The organism is Streptomyces sp. MAR4 CNX-425, assembly GCF_048656465.1.
In the GTDB taxonomy this organism is placed as follows: Bacteria; Actinomycetota; Actinomycetes; order Streptomycetales; family Streptomycetaceae; genus Streptomyces.
Window position 1 is genome coordinate 514,733 of sequence record NZ_JBMDLF010000005.1, and the last position, 24,055, is coordinate 538,787.

At 73.4% G+C, this 24,055-nt stretch carries 19 protein-coding genes; 8 read left to right on the forward strand and 11 right to left on the reverse strand.

Annotation, left to right across the window (positions count from 1 at the left end; translation table 11 throughout):
* Positions 1-57 precede the first annotated feature (57 nt).
* The gene (locus ACHZ99_RS17920) at positions 58-1,239 is read right to left on the reverse strand and encodes a family 2 encapsulin nanocompartment cargo protein terpene cyclase (RefSeq protein WP_420305604.1); all 1,182 of its coding nucleotides are present in this window, start codon (positions 1,237-1,239) and stop codon (positions 58-60) included.
* A 251-nt stretch (positions 1,240-1,490) separates the two neighbouring features.
* Between ACHZ99_RS17920 and ACHZ99_RS17925 the strand changes: the two genes are divergently transcribed.
* Both ACHZ99_RS17925 and ACHZ99_RS17930 read left to right on the forward strand, forming a co-directional pair.
* Positions 1,491-2,114, forward strand: coding sequence for a TetR/AcrR family transcriptional regulator (locus tag ACHZ99_RS17925; RefSeq protein ID WP_420305605.1), 624 nt, complete (start codon positions 1,491-1,493; stop codon positions 2,112-2,114).
* 55 nt (positions 2,115-2,169) lie between these two features.
* Positions 2,170-3,687, forward strand: coding sequence for an MFS transporter (locus ACHZ99_RS17930; protein WP_420305606.1), 1,518 nt, complete (start codon positions 2,170-2,172; stop codon positions 3,685-3,687).
* 50 nt (positions 3,688-3,737) lie between these two features.
* On the opposite strand, the gene ACHZ99_RS17935 is transcribed toward ACHZ99_RS17930, so the two are convergent.
* From ACHZ99_RS17935 to ACHZ99_RS17945, 3 genes are all read right to left on the reverse strand, one after another.
* A complete protein-coding gene (locus tag ACHZ99_RS17935) occupies positions 3,738-4,706 on the reverse strand; it encodes a zinc-binding dehydrogenase (RefSeq protein WP_420305607.1) in 969 nt (322 codons plus the stop codon).
* 157 nt (positions 4,707-4,863) lie between these two features.
* Positions 4,864-5,976 carry a flotillin family protein gene (locus tag ACHZ99_RS17940; protein WP_420305608.1) on the reverse strand — a complete coding sequence of 371 codons (1,113 nt, stop codon included), beginning with the start codon at positions 5,974-5,976 and terminating at the stop codon, positions 4,864-4,866.
* A gap of 10 nt (positions 5,977-5,986) precedes the next feature.
* Positions 5,987-6,235: a hypothetical protein gene (locus tag ACHZ99_RS17945; protein WP_420305609.1), complete on the reverse strand. Its 249-nt coding sequence runs from the start codon at positions 6,233-6,235 to the stop codon at positions 5,987-5,989.
* Between the two features lie 148 nt (positions 6,236-6,383).
* Between ACHZ99_RS17945 and nth the strand changes: the two genes are divergently transcribed.
* From nth to ACHZ99_RS17960, 3 genes are all read left to right on the forward strand, one after another.
* Entirely contained in the window at positions 6,384-7,214 is an 831-nt protein-coding gene (gene nth, locus ACHZ99_RS17950; protein WP_420305610.1) for an endonuclease III, read from the forward strand.
* Between the two features lie 251 nt (positions 7,215-7,465).
* Positions 7,466-8,107: an NUDIX hydrolase gene (locus ACHZ99_RS17955; RefSeq protein ID WP_420305683.1), complete on the forward strand. Its 642-nt coding sequence runs from the start codon at positions 7,466-7,468 to the stop codon at positions 8,105-8,107.
* Positions 8,108-8,119: 12 nt separating this feature from the next.
* Complete coding sequence (locus ACHZ99_RS17960) at positions 8,120-9,319, forward strand: MarP family serine protease (protein WP_420305611.1); 1,200 nt, start codon at positions 8,120-8,122, stop codon at positions 9,317-9,319.
* Between the two features lie 323 nt (positions 9,320-9,642).
* On the opposite strand, the gene ACHZ99_RS17965 is transcribed toward ACHZ99_RS17960, so the two are convergent.
* From ACHZ99_RS17965 to ACHZ99_RS17985, 5 genes are all read right to left on the reverse strand, one after another.
* Positions 9,643-10,569, reverse strand: coding sequence for an alpha/beta fold hydrolase (locus ACHZ99_RS17965; protein ID WP_420305612.1), 927 nt, complete (start codon positions 10,567-10,569; stop codon positions 9,643-9,645).
* A complete protein-coding gene (locus tag ACHZ99_RS17970) occupies positions 10,566-11,066 on the reverse strand; it encodes a phage holin family protein (RefSeq protein ID WP_420305684.1) in 501 nt (166 codons plus the stop codon). The genes ACHZ99_RS17965 and ACHZ99_RS17970 overlap by 4 nt, the downstream gene beginning before the upstream one ends.
* 116 nt (positions 11,067-11,182) lie before the next feature.
* The gene (gene nhaA / locus ACHZ99_RS17975) at positions 11,183-12,583 is read right to left on the reverse strand and encodes a Na+/H+ antiporter NhaA (protein ID WP_420305613.1); all 1,401 of its coding nucleotides are present in this window, start codon (positions 12,581-12,583) and stop codon (positions 11,183-11,185) included.
* A gap of 308 nt (positions 12,584-12,891) precedes the next feature.
* Entirely contained in the window at positions 12,892-14,847 is a 1,956-nt protein-coding gene (gene acs, locus ACHZ99_RS17980; RefSeq protein ID WP_420305614.1) for an acetate--CoA ligase, read from the reverse strand.
* Positions 14,848-14,981: 134 nt separating this feature from the next.
* Positions 14,982-17,465, reverse strand: a complete 2,484-nt coding sequence (locus tag ACHZ99_RS17985) for a SulP family inorganic anion transporter (protein WP_420305615.1) — start codon at positions 17,463-17,465, stop codon at positions 14,982-14,984.
* A gap of 430 nt (positions 17,466-17,895) precedes the next feature.
* Here ACHZ99_RS17985 and ACHZ99_RS17990 point away from each other — a divergent pair, with 430 nt between their 5' ends.
* Positions 17,896-19,071, forward strand: coding sequence for a hypothetical protein (locus ACHZ99_RS17990; RefSeq protein ID WP_420305616.1), 1,176 nt, complete (start codon positions 17,896-17,898; stop codon positions 19,069-19,071).
* Here ACHZ99_RS17990 and ACHZ99_RS17995 read toward each other — a convergent pair.
* Positions 19,059-20,069, reverse strand: a complete 1,011-nt coding sequence (locus ACHZ99_RS17995) for an ATP-binding protein (RefSeq protein ID WP_420305617.1) — start codon at positions 20,067-20,069, stop codon at positions 19,059-19,061. The two genes, ACHZ99_RS17990 and ACHZ99_RS17995, sit on opposite strands and share 13 nt — an antisense overlap.
* A gap of 86 nt (positions 20,070-20,155) precedes the next feature.
* Between ACHZ99_RS17995 and ACHZ99_RS18000 the strand changes: the two genes are divergently transcribed.
* Complete coding sequence (locus ACHZ99_RS18000) at positions 20,156-21,061, forward strand: oxidoreductase (protein ID WP_420305618.1); 906 nt, start codon at positions 20,156-20,158, stop codon at positions 21,059-21,061.
* A gap of 380 nt (positions 21,062-21,441) precedes the next feature.
* Here ACHZ99_RS18000 and ACHZ99_RS18005 read toward each other — a convergent pair whose 3' ends face one another.
* The gene (locus ACHZ99_RS18005) at positions 21,442-22,275 is read right to left on the reverse strand and encodes an HAD family hydrolase (protein WP_420305619.1); all 834 of its coding nucleotides are present in this window, start codon (positions 22,273-22,275) and stop codon (positions 21,442-21,444) included.
* Between the two features lie 645 nt (positions 22,276-22,920).
* Between ACHZ99_RS18005 and ssd the strand changes: the two genes are divergently transcribed.
* Positions 22,921-23,988, forward strand: a complete 1,068-nt coding sequence (ssd, locus tag ACHZ99_RS18010) for a septum site-determining protein Ssd (protein WP_420305620.1) — start codon at positions 22,921-22,923, stop codon at positions 23,986-23,988.
* The last annotated feature ends 67 nt before the right edge of the window (positions 23,989-24,055 follow it).

Here is a 24,055-nt window from a genome sequence, read left to right on the forward strand (position 1 = left end):
ACGGGTGGGGCGGGCCGGGGCCGGGAGAGGGCCGGGAGGGGGGCGGACGCGCGCGCGTCAGCGAGGCTGATAGCGCGCGCTGGTGGCGTGCCACTCCCCGCACCCGCCCATCCAGGCCCACACCCCGGCCAGGAAGCGGCCGAGCTGTGGCGAGCCGGCCGCCGTCAGGGCCGCGGCCTCCGTCTCGTAGGTGTGCATCAGCTCGTCGTGGATCAGGGCCGTCCGGTCCACCGCCTCCTGGAGGGTGCAGCCTTCCTCGGCGACGATCAGGTTGGGCAGGTTGGTGTCGGTGGGGTCTTCCTTCCCCATCGAGTACAGGTCGTTGAGGAGCACGCTCGCGGTGCCGGCGTAGAGGTACGTGCGGCGGACCCGGGCGTCGGCGAACTCGTCGGGCGGCAGCTCGTACCCGCCGACCGGGTCCGTGAGGACCATGCAGGGGAAGAACGCGTTCTCGTAGCGGTGCAGCAGGTACTCCCACACCGCGGGGGTGCGCTCCGAGGCGCGCCACTCGGCCTCCTGGCCGTACGCGACGAACATGACCGCCAACTCGTGCCGCAGGCGGGCGACCTGGGTGGGGCTCGCGTACCGCGAGAGGTGGGCGAGGGCGGAGCGGAAGGCGCGCAGCACCGGCTCGCGCTGGACCGTCTCCTCGAACCGCGGCAGGTAGCGCGCGGGCAGGCGCACGGGGTCGACGACGGCGTGCGCCAGCGCCAGCCGCGGGCCGAGCAGGGCGGGGTCCGGGTCGTCCCCCTCGTCCACCCAGTGATCGTCGACGGACCACTCCGACAGGCCGCACTTGGCGGCGGCCAGCAGCCGGTCGGGGTCGTCGCAGTCGGGGTGGGCGAGCATGAAGAGGCGGCCGAACTGGTGGGAGCGCAGCCGCTCGATGCGGCCGGTGAAGATGCCGATCTCCTCGGCCCACTCGACCAGGCGCTCGTTGACCTCCTCGCCGAGCGCGGGGTCGTCGCGGAGGGCGCCGGGGCAGTGCAGCGGCGGGATGCGGACACCGCCGCGCTCGGTGCCCCCGTCGGGCGGGTCCGCGGGCGCGGGGCCGTCCCCCGGGGGCGGCGCGGCGGGGGAGCCGGCGCCGGGCCCGGCCCCCGGCGGTGCGGCCTCCGGCGCGTACCCCGGCAGCGGGCGGGCGGCGGCGGTGCCGAGGCCGGTGGGGCCGGTGGCCAGGAGGGCGCGGAACACGTCGGTCGCTGCCTCGGTCGTTGCTCCGGTCGTTGCTCCGGTCATGCGCGGCACCCGGTCTCCGCTTGAGCCGGCGGGGAGATCGTCATACCCCGACGCTAGGCAGCTGCGCGGAGTGCGGCAATCGCTCGAAAGAGTAGGCATAAAAGGGGGATTGGCAGGGTGGAGGGGCGTTCGCGAAACTCGCCGGGTGGAACGGTTGCGTTTCTCCCGCCCGCGATCTAGCGTGAAAGTACGAAACCGTTCCGTACGATAACGGCCCGGACGGCAGGGGCCGGCGACGACAAGGACAAGCCATGCCCGGCAGGAACGTCGACCAGCTCCCCGGCCAGACCTCCGACGCCCGGATCCGCCGCCCCCGGATGACCCCCGAGCGCGAGCGTGAGCTGCTCGAAGCCGTGCTGGGCGTGCTGCGCGAGGCGGGGTACGAGGCGCTGTCGATGGACCTCGTCGCGACGCGCGCGCGGTGCAGCAAGGCAACCCTGTACCGGCAGTGGCACAGCAAGGCGGAGATGGTCGCCGCCGCGATGATCGCGAACCGGCCCGTGGACCCCGAGGCGGTCGACACCGGCTCGCTCCGCGGTGACCTGCTCACCCTCGTCGAGGAGCTGTCCGCCACCGCGGAGAAGGACACCGCGCTGATCGCGGCGATACATCACGCCGCGCTCACCGACACCGACCTCGCCGCCACCCTGCACACCTCGCTCGCGGAGTACGAGTTCACGCACCTGTCCGCGCTGCTCGACCGGGCGGTGGAGCGCGGCGAGCTGGAACGGCGCCCGGGCGCCGCCGAGTTCCTGCCCCAGATGCTCTTCGGCGCGGTCGTCACCCGCCCGCTGATCGACGGGGCGTACGCCGACGCCACCTACCTCGTCCGGTTCGTCGACCTGGTGGTGCTGCCGGCGCTGCGCCACTCCTGAGCCCTGCCCGTACGGCACCCGCCACCCGGCCGCCCGACCCCACACGGAGCCCGCCATGTCCCGTACCCGCGCCGAGGCCGCGAGCGGCCCCGGCCCGACAGGCCCCGACGACACCTCCCACGCCGAGCGCGCCCACCGCCACCGCTGGCTGATCCTCGGCGTCCTCGGCCTCGCCCAGCTGATGGTCGTCCTCGACGTGACCATCGTGAACATCGCCCTGCCGTCCGCCCAGGCCGACCTCGGCTTCTCCGACGGCGACCGGCAGTGGGTGGTCACGGCGTACTCGCTGGCGTTCGGCAGCCTCCTGCTCCTCGGCGGCCGCATCGCCGACCTCTTCGGCCGCAAGGTCACCTTCCTCGCCGGCCTCGTCGGCTTCGCCGCGGCCTCCGCCGTGGCCGGCGCCGCCGTGAACTTCGACATGCTCATCGTCGCCCGCGCCCTCCAGGGCGCGTTCGGCGCGCTCCTCGCCCCCTCCGCGCTGTCGCTGCTGACGACGACGTTCACCGACCCGGGCGAGCGGGCGAAGGCGTTCAGCGTCTACGGCGCCGTGTCCGGCGCGGGCGGCGCCATCGGGCTGCTGCTGGGCGGCGTGCTCACCGAGTACCTGGACTGGCGCTGGACGCTGTACGTGAACCTGGTCTTCGCCGCCGTCGCCTTCGCCGGCGCCGTCGCGCTGCTGGCCCGTACCGCGCGCGACCGCAGCGTCACGCTCGACGTGCCCGGCACGGCCCTGGTCACCGCCGGCCTGTTCGCCGTCGTCTACGGCTTCTCCAACGCCGAGCACCAGGACTGGGGCGCGCCCGCCACCTGGGGGCTGCTGATCGTCGGCGGCGTGCTGCTCGCCGCGTTCGCCTGGTGGCAGACCCGCAGCCCGCACCCGCTGCTGCCGATGCGCATCGTCGCCGACCGCAACCGGGGCGCGTCCTTCCTCGGCATGCTGATCGCCTCCGGCGGCATGTTCGGCGTCTTCCTGTTCCTCACGTACTACCTGCAGACCGGCCTGGACTACACCCCGATCGAGTCCGGCCTCGCCTTTCTGCCGATGGTCGGCGGCCTGGTGATCGCCGCGACGCTCGCGACCAACGTCGCCGTGCCGCGCATCGGGCCGCGGCTGGTGGTGCCGGTGGGCATGGCGATCGCGACCGCCGGCCTGGTGTGGATGACGACGCTGGACCTGAGCAGCTCGTACGCGGGCCACATCCTGCCGATGACCGTGGTGGCCGGCTTCGGGCTCGGGCTGGTCGTGGCGGCGGCCATGAGCCTGGGCACGCTCGGCGTCTCGGTGCACGACGCGGGCGTGGCCTCCGCGACCGTCAACGCCATGCAGCAGGTCGGCGGCTCCATCGGCATCGCCCTGCTCAACACCCTGTCGGCCAGCGCCGCCACCGACTACCTGTCCGGGCGCGACCCCAGGGACCCGGCCGTGCGGGCGCAGGCGGCGCTGGAGAGCTACCACACCGCGTTCTGGTGGTCGGCGGGCATCTTCGCCGTCGGCGCCGTGGTGACCGTGCTCCTGTACCGGCGGGGGGCGCCCAAGGAACTGTCGGGCGGGGCGCCCACGATCCACATGTGAGCCCCGCCCGCGCCCGGTTCACGCGCCCGCGCGCCCGCGTGTTCCCGCGCTCAGACGACGAGCAGCGACTTGCCCACCGTCGCGCGCCGTGCGAGCGAGGCGTGCGCGTCCTCGGCGCGCGCCAGCGGGTAGGTCGCGCCGATCACCGGCCGGATGCGGCCCGCGGCGGCGAGGTCGAGGGCCTCGACGAGCGCGGCGTGCGCCACGGACGGCGCGGGCGGCCCGCCCGCCAGGAGGTTCGTCGCCCGTACGCCCCGCTCCTCCGCCGTGCGCTGGTCGATGTCGGCGAGGCTGCCGTCGGACGTTCCGTACGTCACGAACCGGCCGCCCCGCGCCACCGTCCCGAACACCGCCTGGCCCAGCTCGCCCCCGGCGCCGTCGAAGGCCAGGTGGACGCCGTCGCCGCCGGCGGCCTCGCGGACCCGCTGCTGCCAGCCGTCCTCGGAGTAGTCGACGGCGTGCTCCGCGCCCAGTTCGCGGGCGAGGGCGAGCTTGCGCTCCCCGCGCGCCGCCGCGACGACGCGCGCCCCGGCGCCCCGCGCCAGTTGCAGCACGAGCGAGCCCGCCCCGCCGGCCGCCGCCGCGACCAGCACTGTCTCGCCCTTGTGCGGCTCCGCGGCGCGGGTGAGGAGCACCGCGGTGGTGCCGTCGTGCAGCACGGCCGCCGCCTCGGCGAAGCCGAGCCCGTCGGGGATCGCGGCGATCTTCGACTCGTCGGCGACGATCTGCTCCGCGTACCCCCCGGACCCCTGCGCGACGACGCGCCGCCCGACCCACGCCTCGTCGACGCCCTCCCCGACGGCCAGCACCGTCCCGGCACCGCCGCCGCCGGGCACGTACGGGGGCCGCACCGGGAAGTACTCGCCGCCCCAGCCGCTGCGCAGCAGGGTGTCCAGGAAGATGACGTCGGCCACCGCCAGCTTCACCACGACCTGCCCGGGCCCGGCCACCGGCTCGGGCACGTCCGCCGGCGTGAGTACCTCGGGCCCGCCGAACTCCCGTATTTCGATCGCACGCACCGCGACCACGCTCCTGTTCAGATTGGCTACCTGGCCAAACGTAAAAGTTGAACAAGGGTTCAGGTCAATCCGCCCGCCCGGCCTCCCCGGCCGTACGAGACGGCGGCCGGGGAGGCCGGGCGGGCGGGCCGGGGCCGGCACCCGGCGGGCGGCGCGTCTAGCGACCCGCCTGTTCGTCGACCGCGGCCCGGGGCTGGGGCATCGTGTTCCGGACCGAGTCCAGGATGGTCAGCCCCTGGCCGACCAGCCCCGCGGTGAGCTGGCCGAGGCCGTCGGCCCCGTTGAGCACGTTGATGTTCGCGCCCTTCAGCCCGGCCGCGGCCTTCTCGACGATCTTCGGCAGCTGGTCGATCAACTGCTGGTCCAGCGCCACCCGTTCGTGCGAGGACGCCGCCTCGGCCTGGATCTTCATCCTCTCCGCCTCGGCCAGGGCCAGCACCCGGACCCGTTCGGCCTCCGCCTCCGCGGGCTTGACCACCTCGGCCTGCAACTCCTGCTGCCGCAGCCGGGCCGCGCGCTCGGCCAGCTCGGTCTGCGCGGCGAGCACGTCCTGCTGGGCGTGCGCCTGCGCGAGCGGTCCGGACTGCGCCGCCTCCGCCTCGACCCGGCTGACCTCGGCCTGGTACTGCGCCCGCAGGATGGAGGTCTCCCGGGCGTACTCGGCCTGCCGCCGCGCGGACTCCTGCTCCGCCTCGGACGCCTTCTGCGCCGCCTGCGCCTCGGCGATCTTCGCCTCGCGCTGGATGGCCGCCTGGTGCGGCGCGGACATCGCCCGGATGTAGCCGGTGTCGCCGTCGTCGATCGACTGGATCTGGAAGGAGTCGACGATCAGGCCGATCCGGCCCATCTCGCTCTTGGAGGTCTCCACCACCTCGGAAGCGAGCTTCTGCCGCTCGGTGACGATCTCCTCGACGGTCATCGAACCGATGATCGCGCGGAGGTGGCCGGCGAAGATCCGCCCGGTCAGCACCGACATCTCCTTCTGCTCGGAGAGGAAGCGCTGTCCGGCGTTGACGATGCTCTCGATGTCGTTGCCGACCTTGAAGGCGATCACCGCCCGCACCGTCAGCGGGATGCCCTGCCTGGTCACGCAGTGTTCGGCGACCTCCGCCTCGTGCATCGCGAGCGACAGGAAGCGGGTCTTGCGGAAGATCGGTAATACGAACTTGCCGTGTCCGACGATGACGCGGAACGGTGCGCCGTCCCGCCGGCGCCTGCCGCCCGACACCAGCATGGCCCGGTCGGGGGCCGGAACGCGATAGCCGAACATGCCTACCTCCTCAATCGACGGGACCGACGTCGGTCAGCTCGTCCAGCGGGTCGGTCCACGCGATCACGGTGACCTGACGGCCTCCGCAGTCCTCGGTGACCAGCACCTCCGCCCTCTCGGGCAGCGGCTCGGCGGACCAGGCGAGAAAGGTCTCGGAACCGCCCCTGACGCGCACCAGGACCTCGCCCGGGCCGGCGGAGCCACGGGTGGCGGTGACGAGAACGCCGAGACGGCCGATCACGGCGTCGTCAGGCACCATCGATGGATCCCCCTCCATCACCCTGCTCGCGGCGGTCATGCGTACCCTACTCACGACGACGGCCCCTCAATCTTCGTTTCATCCCCTCGGGAGGGGGCCCGGGCGGTTTCCCTCCTGGGTGTCGGTGGCGGCCCGTAGGCTGGCCCCTATGGCGAAGAGTGGCGAGGCAGCGCCCGCGGCCGGGGGCCGCGCGGTGGTGCGCAGGGCGAAACCGGCTCCGACGCGGACGGGGCTGGTGCGGCAGGCGCGGCGGATCTACCGCGAGCTGGCCGAGGTGTATCCGTACGCGCACCCGGAGCTGGACTTCGAGAACCCGTACCAGCTCCTCATCGCCACGGTGCTGTCCGCCCAGACCACCGACCTCCGGGTGAACCAGACGACGCCGGCCCTCTTCGCGGCGTACCCGACGCCCGAGGACCTGGCCGCGGCCAACCCGGAGGAGGTCGAGGAGCTGATCCGGCCGACCGGCTTCTTCCGCGCCAAGACCAAGTCGATCATGGGCCTGTCGCAGGCCCTCCGGGACGACTTCGGCGGCGAGGTCCCCGGGAACCTGAAAGACCTGGTCACGCTGCCGGGCGTGGGCCGGAAGACGGCGTTCGTCGTCCTCGGCAACGCCTTCGGGGTCCCCGGCATCACGGTCGACACGCACTTCGGCCGGCTGGTGCGGCGCTGGAAGTGGACCGAGCAGACCGACCCCGACAAGATCGAGCAGGAGGTCGGGTCCCTCTTCCCGAAGAAGGACTGGACGATGCTCTCGCACTACGTGATCTTCCACGGCCGGCGCATCTGCCACGCCCGCAAGCCCGCCTGCGGCGCCTGCCCCATCGCCCCGCTCTGCCCGGCGTACGGCGAGGGGGAGACGGATCCGGCGAAGGCGGAGAAGCTGCTGAAGTACGAGAAGGGCGGCATGCCGGGGCAGCGCCTCAAGCCGCCGCCGGACTACCCCGGCAAGCCCGCGCCCCCGCTGGGAGCCGCATGACGCGCGCACGCGAGATGCGCGGCGGCCCGGGGGCGCCCGCGGGTACGGGGACGGGTGGGGCGCGCGGTGAAGCGGACGGGGGCGCGCGGAGTGACGCCGGGGGCGCGGACTCCGCCCGTACGCCGCCGGGTTCGGCCGGTACGCCGGCGGGGCCGGCCCGTACGTCCGCGGACCCGGCGCGTACGCCGGCGGCTCCGGCCCGTACCGACCCGGAAGCCGCCCGCACCCCCACGGCCGTCAGCGACGCCGGGCTGCCCGGCTGGCTGACGCCCGTCGCCGACGCGGCCCGTACCGTACGGCCCGAGCAGCTGAGCCGCTTCCTCCCGGCCGACGGCGATGGCGGCCGGCCCGCCGCCGTCCTCGTCCTCTTCTCCGACGGTGACCACGGCCCCGAGCTGCTGCTCACCGAGCGCGCCAGCTCGTTGCGCTCGCACGCCGGCCAGCCCTCCTTCCCCGGCGGCGCCCTGGACCCCGGGGACGGCGACCCCGAGGGCGACGGGCCCGTGCGCGCCGCGCTGCGCGAGGCGCAGGAGGAGACCGGGCTCGACCCCGCGGGCGTGCAGGTGTTCTCCGTGCTCCCCCGGCTCTACATCCCGGTCAGCGGCTTCGTCGTCTCGCCCGTGCTGGGCTGGTGGCGCGAGCCCAGCCCCGTCGGCGTCGTCGACCCGGCCGAGACGGCGCGGGTGTTCAGCGTCACCGTGGCGGATCTCACCGACCCGGCGAACCGGGCCATGGCCGTGCATCCGCGCGGCCACCTGGGCCCCGCGTTCCTCGTCGGGTCCGCGTTGGTCTGGGGTTTCACCGCCGGCGTGATCGACCGCATCCTGCACCTGGCCGGGTGGGAGCGCCCGTGGGATCGCGAACGCCGGGTGCCGCTCGACTGGCACGCATGAGACGGTGACCGGGTGAACGTGCTGGACATCCTGCTGGTGGCGGCGGCCGTGTGGTTCGCCGTGGTCGGCTACCGCCAGGGCTTCGTGGTCGGCGTGCTGTCCGTCTGCGGCTTCGTCGGCGGCGGGCTGCTGGCCATCTATCTGCTGCCGGTCATCTGGGATTTGCTGACCGACGGCGCCGCCCTCGGCCCGACGGCCGCGTTCGGCGCCATTGTCCTGGTGCTCATAGCGGCGTCCGTGGGCCAGGGCCTCACCACCCACCTCGGCAACCAGCTGCGGCAGTACATCACCTGGTCCCCCGCCCGCTCCCTCGATGCCACCGGCGGCGCGCTGGTCAACGTGGTGGCGCTGCTGCTCGTCGCCTGGCTGCTCGGCACGGCGCTGGCGTCGACGACGCTGCCGACCGTCGCCCGCGAGGTGCGCGCGTCGAAGGTGCTGGGCGGCGTGGCCGAGGTGATGCCGAAGAGCGCCGACACCTGGTTCGGCGAGTTCAGCTCGGTGCTCTCGGAGAACCGCTTCCCGCAGGTCTTCGCGCCGTTCCAGGGCGAGCAGATCACGAACGTCCCGGCGCCCGACCCCGCGCTGACGGGCAGCCCGGTGGTGGCGCGGGCCCAGAAGAGCATCGTCAAGGTCGTCGGCACCGCCGAGTCCTGCGGCAAGGTGCTGGAGGGCACCGGCTTCGTCTTCGCGCCGGAGCGCGTGATGACCAACGCGCACGTCGTCGGCGGCGTCGACGAGCCCACCGTGCAGATCGGCGGCGAGGGCCCGCTCTACGACGGCGAGGTCGTGCTCTACGACTGGGAGCGGGACATCGCCGTGCTGGAGGTCCCCGGCCTGGATGCCCCCGCCCTGCCGTTCGACCAGGACGACGCCGGGCGCGGCGACGACGCCATCGTCGCCGGCTTCCCGGAGAACGGCGGCTTCGATGTCCGGGCGGCGCGCGTACGCGACCGCATAACGGCCAACGGCCCGGACATCTACCGCCGCGGCACGGTCAACCGCGACGTCTACTCGCTCTACACCCTCGTCCGCCAGGGCAACTCCGGCGGCCCGCTGCTCACCCCGGAGGGCGCCGTCGTGGGCGTCATCTTCGCCCGGTCCATGGACGACCCGGACACCGGCTACGCGCTGACCGTCGACGAGGTCCGGGACGACATCGAACGCGGTCGCACGGCGTCGCGGCAGGTGGACAGCGACAGCTGTGCCATGTGAGGCGGCGGGACGGCGGCCCCCGGGGGCGCTCAGTGCACGCGGCGCAACCGGGCGCTCATCCAGCGGGCCCGGCGGCGGAGAATGTGCGGGATCCCCAGACGGAGGTCCACTTCACGATGCGCCGCGGCGCCCGGGAGCGGTCTGGCGTCCGGGGCGGGGGCGCGGTGGGTGCCTACGTCGTTGTAGTCATGCGTCCAACCCATACCCCGGATCCTCCCCTCACCGGGCGGCCGGTAATCGCCCTTTCGCGTGCCAATCGGCCTATGCGGGACGCAATTGACATGTGCAGTTTCACCTGAGGGCGCGCCGGGGCGGGGTGCGGTTCAGCGGTCGGGCTCGGGATCCCGTAGCCAGTTGACGAGTTCGGCGGTGAACGCGACCGGGTCCTCTTCGTGCGGGAAGTGCCCCAGACCGTCGAAAAGCCGCCACCGGTACGGCGCTTCCACGTACGCGACCGACCCCGCCATGCTCCGCGCCCGCATCACCGGATCGAGGGACCCGTGCAGATGCAGCACCGGCACCCGCACCGGCAGCCTCATCCGGCGGTAGAACTGCACGCCGTCCGGCCGCCCCAGCGACCGTACGAGCCAGCGGTACGGCTCCACCGAGCAGTGCGCCGTCGACGGTACGGCCATCGCCCGCCGGTAGACCTCCAGCGTCTTGTCGTCCGGCTGCCGCGGCCCCGACCAGGAGCGGATGAGCCGGCCCGTCAAGGCGGCGCCGTCGGCGACCAGTTGCCGCTCGGGCAGCCAGGGGCGCTGGGCGCTCCAGACGAAGGAGCCCGCGGCGCTCTGCCGCGGGTCGGTGAGCATCGCGGCGCGCCAGCGGCGCGGGTGCGGCATCGCCGAGACGGTCAGCCGGCGCACCAGCTTGGGCCGCATCACGGCCGCCGTCCAGGCGAGGTAGCCGCCGAGGTCGTGGCCGACGAGGGCGGCGTCCGGCTCGCCGAGGGAGCGGATCACGCCGGTGACGTCGAGGGCGAGGTTCGCCGGGTCGTAGCCCCGGGGCGTACGGTCGCTGCCGCCGACGCCGCGGAGGTCCATGGCCACCGCGCGGTACCCGGCCTCGGCGAGGGCGGGCAGCTGGTGCCGCCAGGTCCACCAGAACTGCGGGAACCCGTGCAGCAGCAGGACCAGCGGCCCTTCGCCCATCTCCGCGATGTGGAAGCGGGCGCCGTTCGCCGCGACGTCCCTGTGGGCCCAGGGGCCCTCGATATGGACCGCCGGGTCGACTGGCGACGGTGCCGTCATGACTCCGAGCGTGCCACGTCCGCGGCCGGCTTGCGTCGGTCCACCGGATGACCTCGGCCGCGCAGGGAGTCGGAGATGACGGTGGCGGTCTCCTTGGCGGAGTTCATCGCGCGCTCGGGCTTGCTCATCTTGCGCATCTTGGCGATGCCCCAGACGGCGACGACCCCGCCGAGGAGCAGGTGGACGCCGAAGACGATGAGGAACGACCAGCCGAGGGCGAGGCCCAGCGCGTGCAGCCCGTAGGCGGCGGCGAAGCTGAGCACCGGGATGCCGAAGAGGACCAGCACCGCGGCGATGCCGAGCGCCGCGCCGCCGGCGCCGGCCCGCTTGATGTCCTCCCGGGTCTCGGCCTTGAGCAGGGCGATCTCGTCGTGGACGAGCGCGCTCAGGTCGGAGGTGGCGGTCGAGACGAGCTGTCCGAGGCTCTGCTGCGTGTCGAGGTGGGCGTCGGCGCCGCCGGTGTCGCCCGCGTCCACGATGACGGTGCCCTTCGCCATGGTGACTCCCGCCGCGCCGGCCTTCGTCGTCGTGCTCGCGTCCGCGGCCGTCCGGTTACCTGCCGCACCGTTGCCGGCTGCGCTCATCGTCCGTCCCTTCGACGCCTGACGTCACATCATGCCCGACCGTCCTCCGGATCGCCGGGCGGGTGCCGCATTTCGGCACGCCTGCGGTGCTCGGCGGCCTTTTCCTCGTAGATGACGGCCATCCGGAGGTGGTACTCCGGATCCTCCTGCTGATACATGTCCGGTATGCCGTCGCGGTCTTCGTCGCGCTCGTCCTCCGCCGCGAGCACCCGGTAGCGATTATCGCGGATCTTGAGCATGACGCACGCGAGCACGGCGGCGATGAGCGAGCCCGTCAGCACCGCCGCCTTGGTCTCCTCGGCGAGGCCGGCGTCGTCGGTGAAGGCCAGTTCGCTGATGAGCAGGGAGACGGTGAACCCTATGCCGGCCAGCGTCGCGACGGAGAACACGTCGGGCCAGGACAGCGCCGGGTTCAGCTCCGCCCGGGTGAAGCGGACGGCGAGCCGGGAGCCGAGGGTGATGCCGACGGTCTTGCCGATGACGAGGCCGAGCACGACCCCGAGCGGCTCGGGGTCGGTGAACACGCCGGCCATCGAGTCGGCGTTCACGGACACGCCCGCCGCGAAGAACGCGAAGACGGGCACGGCGAGCCCGGCGGAGAGCGGGCGGATCTGGTGCTCGATGCGCTCGCCGGGCGAGACCTCTTCGCCCGGCCGGGTGGTGACGCGCAGCATCAGGCCCATGGCGACGCCCGCGATGGTGGCGTGTACGCCGCTGGCGTGCATGAGTGCCCAGATGACCAGGGCCAGCGGGACGTACACGTACCAGCCGCGGATGTTCAGCCGCTGGAGGAGCCAGAAGAGGGCGAGGCCGGCGATGGCGAAGCCGAGGGCGACGAGGTTGATGCTGGCGGTGAAGAAGACCGCGATGATCAGGATCGCGAAGAGGTCGTCCACGACGGCCAGCGTCAGCAGGAAGGCGCGCAGCGCGGCGGGCAGGTGGCTGCCGATGACCGCGAGCACGGCGAGGGCGAAGGCGATGTCGGTGGCGGTGGGGATGGCCCAGCCGCCGAGGTCGCCGCCGCCGGCGGCGTTGACGGCGACGTAGACGGCGGCGGGGGCGGCCATGCCGCAGACCGCGGCGATGATCGGCAGCGCGGCGGCCCGCGGGTCGCGCAGCTCGCCGTCGACGAGCTCGCGCTTGAGCTCGACGCCGACGACGAAGAAGAAGACCGTCAGCAGCCCGTCCTGGGCCCAGTGGGTGAGGTCGAGGTGGAGGTCGAGCGAGGAGGGGCCGAAGGTGAAGTTCCTGATGTCCTCGTAGGTGCCGCTGAGGGCGCTGTTCGCGAAGATGAGGGCGATGACGGCCGCGGCCAGCAGGATGAGTCCGCCGACGGTCTCCGTGCGCAGGGCCTCGGTGAGGAACTTGCTCTCTTTGAGGGACGGCCGGCGCAGGAACTGGGACTGCTGGGGGCGCTGGGGCGCGGTCACGAAGAAGCCTCCCGGGCGGTGGACGGCGGATACACGAGTGCAGTGTGCCGACCAGACTTCCCGGCGCGCCTCAGGGTCTTATCGCTTTATTTACGTGTCTCCGCCACCCTACAGGGCTACGCCGATTGATCAACCGGTGCTCAGATGAGGGACCAAAGGGGCATAAGGCGCGTACGGGCAGGGCCGGACGGCAGCGGCGGCGCGCACCGCATGGCAGGGCGGCGGCAGGCGCGGCATGCCTGCCGCCGCCCTGCCGCCGCCCTGTCGCGGCCCGTGGTGTCCGGGCCGCCGCTGCCGCTGCGCCCTTCTCAGTCCTCCGACGCCGCGTTCGGCAGCTTGGCCTGGATGAGGTCCATGACCGTGGTGTCCGTCAGCGTCGTGACGTCGCCCATCTCGCGGTTCTCGGCGACGTCCCGCAGCAGCCGCCGCATGATCTTGCCGGAGCGGGTCTTGGGCAGCTCCGCGACCGGCAGGATCCGCTTGGGCTTGGCGATCGGGCCGAGGGCCTTCGCCACATGCGCCCGCAGCTCCTCCACCAGCCCGTCCGCCTCCTCCGCGCCCCCGCGCAGGATCACGAAGGCGACGATGGCCTGCGTGGTCTGGGGGTCGGTGGCGCCGACGACCGCGGCCTCGGCGACCTTGGGGTGCGCGACGAGGGCGGACTCCACCTCGGTGGTCGAGATGTTGTGCCCGGAGACGAGCATCACGTCGTCGACCCGGCCCAGCAGCCAGATGTCGCCGTCGTCGTCCTTCTTCGCGCCGTCGCCCGCGAAGTACCGGCCCTCGAAGCGGGACCAGTACGTGTCCTTGTAGCGCTGGTCGTCGCCCCAGATGGTGCGCAGCATCGACGGCCACGGCTCGGTGAGCACCAGGTATCCGCCGGAGCCGTCCGGCACCTCGCGCGCCTCGTCGTCGACCACGGTCGCCTGGATGCCGGGCAGCGGCACCTGCGCGGAGCCGGGCTTGGTGCTCGTCACCCCGGGCAGCGGGCTGATCATGATGCCGCCCGTCTCGGTCTGCCACCAGGTGTCCACCACCGGGGTGCGGCCGCCGCCGATGTGCTCCCGGTACCAGATCCAGGCCTCGGGGTTGATCGGCTCGCCGACCGAGCCGAGCAGCCGCAGGCTGCTCAGGTCGAACTTCGCCGGGATGGCGTCGCCCCACTTCATGCAGGCGCGGATCGCGGTGGGCGCGGTGTAGAAGATCGAGACCTTGTACTTCTGGACGACCTCCCACCAGCGGCCCTGGTGCGGGGTGTCGGGCGTGCCCTCGTAGAGCACCTGGGTGGCGCCGTTGGAGAGCGGGCCGTACACGATGTACGAGTGGCCGGTGACCCAGCCGACGTCGGCCGTGCACCAGAACACGTCGGTCTCGGGCTTGAGGTCGAAGACGGCGTGGTGCGTGTACGACACCTGGGTGAGATAGCCGCCGGTGGTGTGCAGGATGCCCTTGGGCCTGCCCGTCGTGCCCGAGGTGTAGAGGATGAAGAGCGGGTGCTCGGCGGGGAACGCCTCGGGGGTGTGGGTCTCCTCCTGCCGGTCGACGACGTCGTGCCACCACACGTCGCGGCCCTCGGTCCAGGCGACCTCCTGGCCCGTACGGCGCACCACCAGGACGTTGCGCACCTGGTCGGTGCGCTGCACGGCCTCGTCGACCGCGGGCTTCAGGGCGGACGGCTTGCCGCGCCGGTACCCGCCGTCGGCGGTGATGACCACGCGCGCGTCCGCGTCCGCGATCCGGGTGGCGAGCGCGTCGGCGGAGAAGCCGCCGAAGACGACCGAGTGGGGCGCGCCGATCCGGGCGCACGCCAGCATGGCGACGACGGTCTCGGGGATCATCGGCATGTAGATGGCGACCCGGTCGCCCGTCTGCACGCCCAGCTCCACCAGCGCGTTCGCCGCCTTGGCGACGTCCCGCTGGAGCTCGGCGTAGGTGATCGAGCGGGAGTCGCCCGGCTCGCCCTCGAAGTGGATCGCGACGCGGTCGCCGAGGCCGGCCTCGACGTGCCGGTCCACGCAGTTGTACGCGACGTTGAGCGAGCCGTCCTCGAACCACTTCGCGAAGGGCGGGTTCGACCAGTCGAGCGTCTTGGTGGGCTCGGTGGCCCAGCTGAGCCTCCGGGCCTGCTCCGCCCAGAAGCCCAGCCGGTCCGCACGGGCCTGCTCGTACGCCTCCGCCGTAACGTTCGCGTGTGCGGCCAGCTCGGCTGGCGGCTCGAACCGGCGTTCCTCCTTGAGCAGGTTGGCCAGGCTTTCGTTGCTCACGACATCTCCCTTTCCCAGGATGTCCGCCTCAGTCCCTGGCCTAGCTCATCAGTCGCGGGGAGGGCGTGACAAGGGCCTGGGGACAAAATGGTTTAGACCTGTGGGTAAGTGCGGGCCCGGTGTGCCGGCGGGCATCACGCCGGGGCGGTCTGCTGCTGCCGCCCGGCGGGCTCGGGGCGTACCGCGGTGAAGTCGCCCCGGGCGCCCAGCACATAGGTCTGCGCCTCGCCGACGTGGAAGTACATGCCGTGCAGGCTCAGCGAGCCGTCGGCCAGCCGGCGGCGCACGCCCGGGTGCCGGCGCAGCTGGTCGAGCTGCTGCGCGACATTGGCCAGGCTCACCCGCTCGGCGTCGTCCGCGTACGGCCGGGAGGTGATGCGGGGGCCGCCGGCGCGGGCGCGCGCCAGGCTCGGCAGCGCGTGGCGCAGCCAGCGGCTCAGCGGCGTGGGCGCTACGTCGCCGGGGGCGGATCCGGCGGCCGCGTGCGCGGCCTCCTCGTCGAGCAGCGCCTGCATCCCGCCGCAGCCGGAGTGCCCGCAGACGGTGATCGACTCCACCCGCAGCACCTCGACCGCGAACTCGATCGCCGCCGCGACGGAGTCGTCGGGCGGGGCGGCCCCCGCGGCGCCGGGGCGGGCGCCGGTCCCGCCGCCGCTCCCGCCGCCCTCGTCCGGCAGCGGCACCAGGTTGCCCACGTTCCGTACCGTGAACAGATCGCCCGGCCCGCTCGACGTGATCATGCTGGGGACCACGCGCGAGTCGGAGCAGGTGAGGAACAGCTGCGTGGGCTGCTGCCCCTCGCGCGCCAGCCGCGCCAGCTCCTCGCGCAGCCGCGGCGCGGTGTTGCGCTGGAAGTTGCTGATGCCGCTGAGCAGCCGGTGCGCCGGGGCGGGCCGCTCCGGCGAGGTGACGCAGCAGTGGTTGCGCCACGGCGTCCAGGGGTGGCAGTGGTGCGCCGTGCCCGGCTCGGCGATGCGTCGGCCCGTGGCCGCGGTCAGCTCCGCGGCGCCGCCGTGCGCGATGTGCGCGCGGCGCCACTCCTGGAGCGTCTCGTACGCGGCGTGGTCCATGAACGAGCCGGTCAGCTCCACCTCCGCCGTCGCGCCCTGCGGCACCTGCGCGAGCACCCGGCTCAGCCGCGGCACGGCCAGGAAGGTGAGCTGCCCGCGCACCCGCACGCGGTACGTGTCCGCCCGTACGCCCCCGCTCGCCCCGGTGCCCGCGCCCGCCTCCGGCCCGCGCCGCTCCAGCGTCACCCGCGTACGGGACAGCCGGTGCAGCGACACCGCCACCGCCACCGCGATGCCCACGGCGACCCCCTCCAGCACGCCCAGCACCACGACGCCGGCCAGGGTCGCCGCGTACACGATGATCTCCCGGTGCCGCCGCACCGACCGCACGTGGCTGATCTTCACCATCTGGATGCCGACCACCATCACCAGCGCCCCCAGCGCCGCCAGCGGGATCAGCTCCAGCATCCCCACCAGCAGCAGCGCGGCCAGCACCACCCACACCCCGTGCAGCACGGCCGACCCGCGGCCGACCGCCCCCGCCGCGACGTTCGCCGAGCTGCGCACCGCGACCCCGGCCACCGGCAGCCCGCCGAGCAGCCCCGAGACGACGTTGCCGGCGCCCTGCGCGCGCAGCTCCTTGTCGAGGTCGGCGCGCGGCACCGGCATGCCGCCTTCCCTCGCCGCCGCCAGCTTGTCGATCGCCACCGCGGACAGCAGCGACTGCACGCTCGCCACCAGCGCCACCGTCAGCACCGCGGACGCCAGCCCCAGCACGGGCCCGTCGGGCGTCGACGGGAGCGCGTGGCTGCTCCACGACGGCAGGTCGACGCGCGGCAGACGCAGGTCGGAGAGGGCGGCGAAGCAGGTCGCGAGCACGACGGCGGCCAGCGCGCCCGGTACGTACCGCAGCGGCCCCGCGCGCCGCCCGCGCAGCCACGGCCAGCCGAGGAGCACGACGATGACGACGGCGCTCACCGACACCGCCCCCGGGTCCAGGTCGGCGAACCGGGCGGGCAGGTCCAGGGCGTTGGCGACGGGTGAGCTCTGCGGGCTGCCGCCGAGGACGATGTGCAGCTGGGCCAGCGCGATCGTCGCGCCGATGCCGGCGAGCATGCCGTGCACGATGGCCGGGCTGACCGCCAGCGCGGACCGGGCCACCCGGAGCGAGCCGAGCGCGAGCTGCGCGAGGCCGGCGAGGGCGGTGATGGCGCAGGTGGTGCGCCAGCCGTACTGCTGGATGAGGTCGGCGGTGACCACGGTCAGCCCGGCGGCGGGCCCGCTGACCTGGAGCGGCGCCCCACTGATCAGCCCGACGACGATGCCGCCCACGGCCGCGGACAGCAGCCCGGCCTGCAACGGGGCGCCGGTCGCGAGCGCGATGCCGAGGGAGAGCGGCAGGGCGATCAGGAAGACGGTGACGGAGGCGGAGAGGTCGGCGACGAGGGGGTTGCGGGGAGCGGCGGGGCGCGGGTCTTCGGCGGGTTCCGTGGGCGCCGGTTCGTGGTCCGTACCGCGTTCCGGATCGTGGTCCGTATCGGGATCCGGGGCCTTCGCCTGCTCGGCGGAAGCGCTTCCGGGGGGCGGTGTCGGGCGTCCTGCGGGCATGTGGCGTCTCCTCGGTGCGGAGGGGGCGTCGTGCAGCACGGGCACACGGCTGACGTCACTCTCAGTGACGGTACGGTGACACTCAAGAGCGGGTAAATGAATCGTAATGCCACGTAAAGACTGGGCGAAGCCCTTTCCGCCGGCCGGACCACTTCTCCCATCCATCGAGTGAAGGCCGGAAGATAATCTGAATTTCTGGTTATCCCTCTTTCTGAGCGCGCCGGCGAGAAATCACGCGCGCATTCGGCCATTCGAGTCAGCGCGTCCCTGGCGGCGCCGGGAAGAGGTGGGAGATTTGTTCGGAACATGGCGGGCGACCATGGGAATCTGCGGTGTCCTCGCACTGGGGGGAGTGGCGGTCGCGGGCTGTTCCCCCGGCACGGGGCCGGACGATTCGGCGGACGACGCGGCGCCCGGAAACGGCCGGCCGATGAAGCTCATCGGCGACGGCTCCACCGCCTACACCGGCGCCCAGCCCAACCAGCCCACCGTCAGCCGGATGAAGGCGGGCACCGAGCCGCCGCAGTTCGTCGTCTTCTCCTGGGACGGCGCCGGCGAGGACGGCCAGCGGCTCTTCTCCCACTTTCGCAAGGTGGCGCGGGAGAACGACGCGTCCATGACGTACTTCCTCAGCGGCGTCTACGTCCTCCCCCGGGACAAACGCATGGAGTACGCGCCCCCCGGCCACGCCCGCGGCGCCTCCGACATCGGCTACCTGGACGACGAGGAGATCAGCGCCACCCTGGAGCAGGTGGGCGGCGCCTGGCTGGAGGGCAGCGAGATCGGCACCCACTTCAACGGCCACTTCTGCGGCCGCACGGGCGTCGCGAGCTGGTCGAAGGAGGACTGGAAGAGCGAGATCGCCCAGGCCAAGCAGTTCGTGAAGGAGTGGAAGACGAACACCGGCCGGAAGAAGGCGGATCCGCTCCCCTTCGACTACGAACGGGAGCTGGTCGGCGGCCGGGCGCCCTGCCTGGAGGGGCAGAAGAACCTCCTCAAGGCGGCCGCGGAGATGGGTTTCCGCTATGACACCAGCGGTGTCAGCAGTCAGGTGTGGCCGGAGAAGAAGGAGGGCATCTGGGATCTGTCGCTCCAGGAGGTCCCGTTCCCCGGCCGCTCCTTTGAAGTCGTGAGCATGGACTACAACTTCATGGCCAACCAGTCGGGCACCGCCTATGCGCCACCCGCGCAGCACGCGGCCTTCGAACGGCAGATGCGCGAGGGGCTACTGGCGGGTTTCGAGCGCGCGTACCGCGGCAACCGCGCGCCCCTCATCATCGGAAACCACTTCGAGAGCTGGAACGGCGGCGCGTACATGCGTGCCGTGGAGGACACCATCGAGACCATCTGCCCCAAGGAGGACGTGCACTGCGTCTCGTTCCGGCAGCTGGTCGACTGGCTGGACGCCCAGGACCCGGGGACGCTGGCACGGCTGCGCACGCTGGACGTGGGCGAGCGGCCGAAGAAGGGCTGGGAGAAGTTCCTGTCGGCCTCGGCGACTTCCGCGCAGCGGGGGAACGCGCGGCGGGCCGCCGCGGAGCCGGCGGGGTCCGCTCGGAAGGACCACGCCGGCACGGCGGACGCCAAGGGAGGTCAGGCGGGCTGAGGCGCGGCGGCGGCGCTCGGCACGGCCGCGGGCGGGGTCTCGCCCAGAACGAAGCCGGGGTCGATCTGGTCCGTCAGATCGGCCCCGGCCCTGGCGTTGCCCCAGCCCTCCGCGTTCTTGCGGTGGAAGTGCACCATCTGGGCCGTGTAGCGGGCCCAGTCGCGCCGCTCGTACGACGCGTCCACGGCCCCGTACATCTCCCGCAGCACCCGCGCCGCCGGCTCCTCCAGCCCCGCGAACGCCGGCGGACGGCCCTTCTCCATCGCCCGCACCCAGTCGGAGTGCGGGAAGGCGGCCAGCAGGTCCGCCCCCACCTCCGCGCGCAGGAACTCCAGGTCCTCCGGGCCCTGCACCTTGTTCCCGACGACGCGCAGCGCGACGTCGAAGTCGCGCGCGTACTCCTTGTACTGCCGGTAGACGGAGACGCCCTTGCGGGTGGGCTCCGCGACGAGGAACGTCATGTCGAAGCGCGTGAACATCCCGGAGGCGAAGGAGTCGCTGCCCGCCGTCATGTCGACGACGACGTACTCCTCGCGCCCGTCGACCAGGTGGTTCAGGCACAGCTCCACCGCGCCGGTCTTGGAGTGGTAGCAGGCGACGCCGAGGTCGGCCTCGGTGAACGGGCCGGTGACCATGAGGCGTACGGAGCCGTTGTCCAGCCGCACGGGGCGCGCGCACGCGTCGTACACCGGGTTGTCCCCGGTGACCGAGAGCAGGCGGGAGCCGGTGCCGGGGGGCGTCGTCTTGATCATGGCGGCGGCGTCCGCGATACGCGGGTTGGCGCCGCGGAGGTGTTCCTTGATGAGCGGCAGGTGCGCCCCGAGCGCCGGCAGCCGGGCGGCCTCCTCCTCGTCGAGCCCGAGGGCGGCGCCCAGGTGCTGGTTGATGTCCGCGTCGACGGCGAGCACGGGGCGGCCCGTGCCGGCGAGCTGCCGGACGAAGAGGGACGACAGGGTGGTCTTGCCGCTGCCGCCCTTTCCCACGAAAGCGATCTTCATGTTCAAGTACGGTAGCGGGATCACGGCCCGGGATCAGGGAAAGGGCTGGGAAAGTCCACTCCATCGGGTTGCGTAGGCTCGTGGCCATGACGAGCGCGACGGACCCGCTGGCGGCCCTGACCACCCTCCCGGGAGTCGAGGAGGCGGTGTCCTCTGTACGGAGGTCGGTCGACGGCGTCTACGGGCACCGGGTCATGCGGCGGCGCAGCACGGAGGTGTCGGCGGAGGCGGCGCTGCGCGGGGCGCGGGCGTCGGCGGCGCTGTCGGGGGCGGACTGGGCGCTGGAGGAGGTACGGCGGCGCAGCGACTTCTCCGCGCCGGGGGAGCCGCGGACGGTGGGCGGGGCGCTGCGGGTGAGCGCGGAGGCGGGGCAACTGCTGAGCGCGTGGCGGCAGTCGCCGATGCGGGTGCTGGCGCGGCTGCACGTGGTGGCGTCGGGGGGAGCCGGGGCCGCGGATGCGGACGCGGGCGCGGGCTCGGCTGCGGGCTCGGGCGCCGGCGCGGCGGAGGGGGGCGCCGGGCAGGACGGCGCCGGCGACGCGGTCGGGCGGCCCCGGCTGGCGGGCGAGAGCGTCGTGGAGCCGGGCGTGGCGCTGCCGCCGCCGCCGGACGCCGACGAGACGGCGGCGCGGCTGGACGCGCTGGGGGCCCTGGTGGTCGCGGGCTCCTCCGCTCCGGCGCTGGTCATGGCGGCGGTGGTGCACGGCGAGCTGCTCGCGCTGCGCCCGTTCCGTACCGGAAACGGCCTGGTCGCGCGGGCCGCCGAGCGGATCGTGCTGGTCTCCGGCGGGCTGGACCCGAAGGGGGTCTGCCCGGCCGAGGTGGGGCACGCGGAGCAGGGGCGGGAGGCGTACGAGGCGGCGCTCACGGGCTACGCGGCCGGGACGCCGGAGGGCGTCGGCGGGTGGATCGCGCACTGCGGGCGGGCCGTCGGGCTGGGGGCGCGGGAGAGCACGGCGGTGTGCGAGGCGCTTCAGCGGGGGGCGGCGTAGCGGCGTCCGGACGGGGGCTTCAGCACAGAGTTGCGGCGGCACCCCGGGGGCACCGCCGCCATCTCATGTCCGCCGGGGTACCAGTGCGTGCACTTCTCTTTGCCCATCAGGCCCGGACCTCGCCGGTTCCTGGTGCGGCGGTCCCTATTCGAGGGATCGGCGTCGCGTGGGTTCCCGACTTCCATGTGCGGTCCGTGGGGCCGTCGTTGCTGGGGGATCCTCCGCGGATGCCCTGGCTCTCGCGGGCCGTAATCCCTTTGTACTCCTGTGTGCGGTGAGAGGGAAGCCCGGCGCTCAGATATTTACTTTCGCCTGCAAAAGCTGACGAACGTTCTTAATGGTGTGAAACGGAATGCTTGCAGGTCAGGGTCGACGAACCGTCATGCGGCCGTCTGGACGCGGCGGCGGTACGTGTACCAGACCACCCCGGCCGCGGTCGCCGCCGCCAGCCCCGCGGCGGCCGCGGCGAGCACCGGCCGGGAGGGCAGCGTGAACTGCGGCAGCCGCTGCTTCAGCCGTACCGGACGGGCGAACGACAGCACCGGCCAGCCGCGCCCCTCCGCCTCGCGGCGCAGCGCCCGGTCGGGGTTCACGGCGCACGGGTGGCCGACGGTCTCCAGCAGGGGTACGTCCGTGATCGAGTCGCTGTACGCGTACGAGCGGGCGAGGTCGTACCCCTCGGCGTCGGCCAGCGCGCGCACCGCCTCCGCCTTGGCGGGGCCGTAGGCGTAGTACTCGATGTCGCCGGTGTAGCGGCCGGCCTCGACGACCATGCGGGTGGCGATCGTGCGGTCCGCGCTGAGCAGCTCGCCGATGGGCTCGACGACCTCGGCGCCCGAGCTGCTGACGATGACGACGTCGCGGCCGGCGAGGTGGTGGTCCTCGATGAGGGAGGCGGCCTCGTCGTAGATGATCGGGTCGATGAGGTCGTGGAGGGTCTCGGCGACGATGTCGCTCACCTGGGCCACGTTCCAGCCGCGGCAGAGGTTGGAGAGGTAGGCGCGCATGCGCTCCGTCTGCTCGTGGTCGGCTCCGCCCAGAAGGTAGATGAACTGCGAGTAGGCGGACCGGAGCACCGCTCTCCGGTTGATCAGCCCGCCGTGGTAGAACGACCGGCTGAAGGTCAGCGTGCTCGACTTCGCAATGACCGTCTTGTCCAGATCGAAGAAGGCGGCCGTCCTGGGCAACGAGTGGTTTTCCACGAGTGCGAGCATAGGCGCCCACCATTCGGCGTAAGGTGTGGCGCGTGGGTTTGCCTGAGAAGGCTCTCGGGTACACCATGGAAGTCACGGATCGTTCGCGACCGTGCTAACCCGGACCGGCTCCTCCCCCCCCGAGTCGGCCGTGGGGACGACCCCCGCTCTCCCCCCCGGCGGGGGTCGTCGCATGTCCGGACTTCGGCATTCCCGCTTTTTTCCGGCCGCGTCGGATCTTCTTCCGCTCTTCCCGGTCGCTCCTTGCTTCGAGCCGCCCTTCGGGCCGTCTTCATCGCTGTCGTGGAAGTAGACGTATCACCGTCGGTAACCGTTGCCCTCCATCCGCACGCTCCTCCGAACGGGTGACGGAGTTGTCCACAACTGGCGGGTTGTCCCCAGTTCTTGTCCAAGATCCACGAGCGGCGGGCGGCCGGGGCACCGTGGGGGTCGGAAGCGGGTCCGGCGCCGCCGCGGACGGCGGTGGCGCGGGCCCGGGGCGGACGGCGTGCCGGAGGGCGCGGCGGCGGACACGGGGGAGGCGGCGTGAGGGGCCGGGTGCAGGGTGGCGGGAGCCGGGCCGGAGCCGGAGCCGACGGCGCGGGCGTCGGCGGTGCCGGAGGCGGCGGTGCCGGTGCCGGTGTCGATGGCGGCGGCGGCCGGCCGTTGGTCGTCACGGAGGACGAGGAGCTGCTGGACGACCTGTTGCGGCTGTGCGCCGCTGCGGGGACGCAGGCGGAGGTGTCGCACGCGCCGGGGCGGCAGGACTGGGCCGCGGCGCCGCTGGTGCTGGTCGGGGACGACAGCGCCGGGCGGCTGACCGCGGCGGGGCCGGCCCGGCGGAGCGGGGTGCTGCTGGTCGGCCGGGACCAGGGCGATCCGGGGATGTGGCAGCGGGCGATCGCGGTCGGGGCGGAGCAGGTGCTCGTGCTGCCGGCGGAGGAGACGGCGCTGGTGGACCGGATCGCCGACGCCGCGGAGGGAGCCGGCGCGCAGGCCCGCACGGTGGGCGTGGTCGGCGGCCGGGGCGGCGCCGGGGCGTCGACGCTGGCCTGCGCGCTCGCGGTGACGGCGGCGCGGGCCGGGCAGCGGACGGTGCTGGTCGACGCGGATCCGCTGGGCGGCGGTCTCGACGTGCTGCTCGGCGGGGAGGACGCGGAGGGCCTGCGCTGGCCCGCCCTCGCCTCGTCGCGGGGGCGGATCGGCGGGGCCGCGCTGGAGGAGTCGCTGCCGCGGCTGCACGGCCTGCGGCTGCTGAGCTGGGACCGGAGCGGGGGCACGGCGGCGGTGCCCGTGGCGCCGGCGGCGGCGCGGTCGGTGCTGGCCGCGGCCCGCCGGCGGGGCGGGGTGGTCGTGGTCGACCTGCCGCGGCGGGTGGACGAGCCGGTGGCGGAGGCGCTGGCCCAGCTGGACGTGGGGCTGCTGGTGGTGCCGGCCGAGCTGCGTGCGGTGGCGGCGGCGCACCGGGTGGCGGACTCGGTGCGGACGGTCCTGGGCGACCTGCGGGTGGTGGTCCGCGGGTCGGCGCGCGGCGGTCTCGCCGCCGAGGACGTCGCCGAGCTGCTGGAACTGCCGCTGGCCGGCGAACTCCCCGCGGAGCCGGGCCTGCCGCGGGCCGCCGAGTCCGGCACGCCTCCCCCGGGCGGCCGCCCGCGTACGCCGCTGTCCCGCTTCTGTACGGAGTTCTGGACCCGGGCGCTGCCGGGTGCGGGCGCGAAGGGCGGGGCGGTATGAGCGGCGGTGGGAACGGCGGTGTGACCCGTGCGGAACGGGTCGCCGGCGGCCGGGTCACGGGGGGACC